The sequence below is a fragment of the Vibrio sp. Vb1574 genome (assembly GCF_033338675.1).
On record NZ_JAWOTC010000394.1, the window covers coordinates 1 to 1,101 of the forward strand.

Genomic DNA, 1,101 nt, shown 5'->3' on the forward strand with positions numbered 1-1,101 from the left:
AACTGCCATTCAAAGTTGTTGGTATTTTAGCTCCAACTGGCACACCAGTAGATAAGACTGTTCACGTCTCGTTAGAGGCGATCGAAGCCATTCATGTCGGTTGGGAAAGTGGTGCACGCTTGGGCCCAACACCGGATGCCAAGGTATTACAAGAAAGGGACTTTCAACCAAAACAGATCACTGCCATGCTTGTGGGCTTGAAATCGCGCATTCAAACTTTTGCGTTGCAAAGGCAGATCAACAACTACCCGAAAGAACCTCTCAGTGCCATTATGCCCGGTGTCGCGCTACACGAATTATGGGGCATGATGTCTGTCGCAGAACAGGCCTTGATGGCGGTTTCTGGTTTTGTGGTTATCGCGGGTTTACTCGGCATGTTAAGCAGCCTACTGACCAGCTTACAAGAACGACGTCGAGAAATGGCCATTTTACGCGCTATGGGAGCGCGCCCACGCCACGTTTTTTCTCTGCTCATTAGTGAAGCGAGTTTACTCACAGCAGCAGGTATCGTCACCGGCGTTTTGGGGCTGTATGCGATACTCGCCCTACTTCAGCCCCTAATTCAACAACACTACGGTATAAATCTCACGTTAAGCACGCTTTCTGCGTACGAATGGATGCTGCTTAGCTTTGTACAATGCGCCGGTATTGTGATTGGTTTTATTCCAGCATTCCGCGCCTACAGACAGTCACTCAGTGACGGAATGACCATAAGGATCTAACGATGTGGAAAAAAGTTTTAGCCAGTTGCTTACTCGCGATTGCATTTACGACGCCGGTCATGGCGAGTGATGAGCCATTAACGCTCGACTGGATCGATCTGGTTCCTGAAGCGGAACGTAAGCTGTTCGACAGCGTGGGGATGCCCGCATCTGATCACAGTGGTGGCGCGGCGCAGCAATCAAAAATCGGTAACGTCAGACCAGAACTCAATGGCAGTCAGGTCAAAATCCCTGGCTTCGTGATTCCTCTTGAGGGAGATGCCAACACGGTGACGGAATTTTTGTTGGTGCCGTATTTTGGGGCGTGTATCCACGTACCACCACCACCACCAAACCAAATCATTTACGTGAAATTTCCGAAAGGCGCACCAGTACAGGA

At 50.0% G+C, this 1,101-nt stretch carries 2 protein-coding genes; both read left to right on the forward strand.

Going from position 1 to position 1,101, the window contains the following annotated elements; all coding sequences use genetic code 11:
• On the forward strand, nt 1-722 hold a 722-nt coding region (locus R7O12_RS26405; RefSeq protein WP_318127030.1), incomplete at its 5' end, for an ABC transporter permease.
• Nucleotides 723-724: 2 nt separating this feature from the next.
• The coding region (locus R7O12_RS26410; RefSeq protein WP_318127031.1) for a DUF3299 domain-containing protein at nt 725-1,101 on the forward strand (377 nt) is incomplete at its 3' end.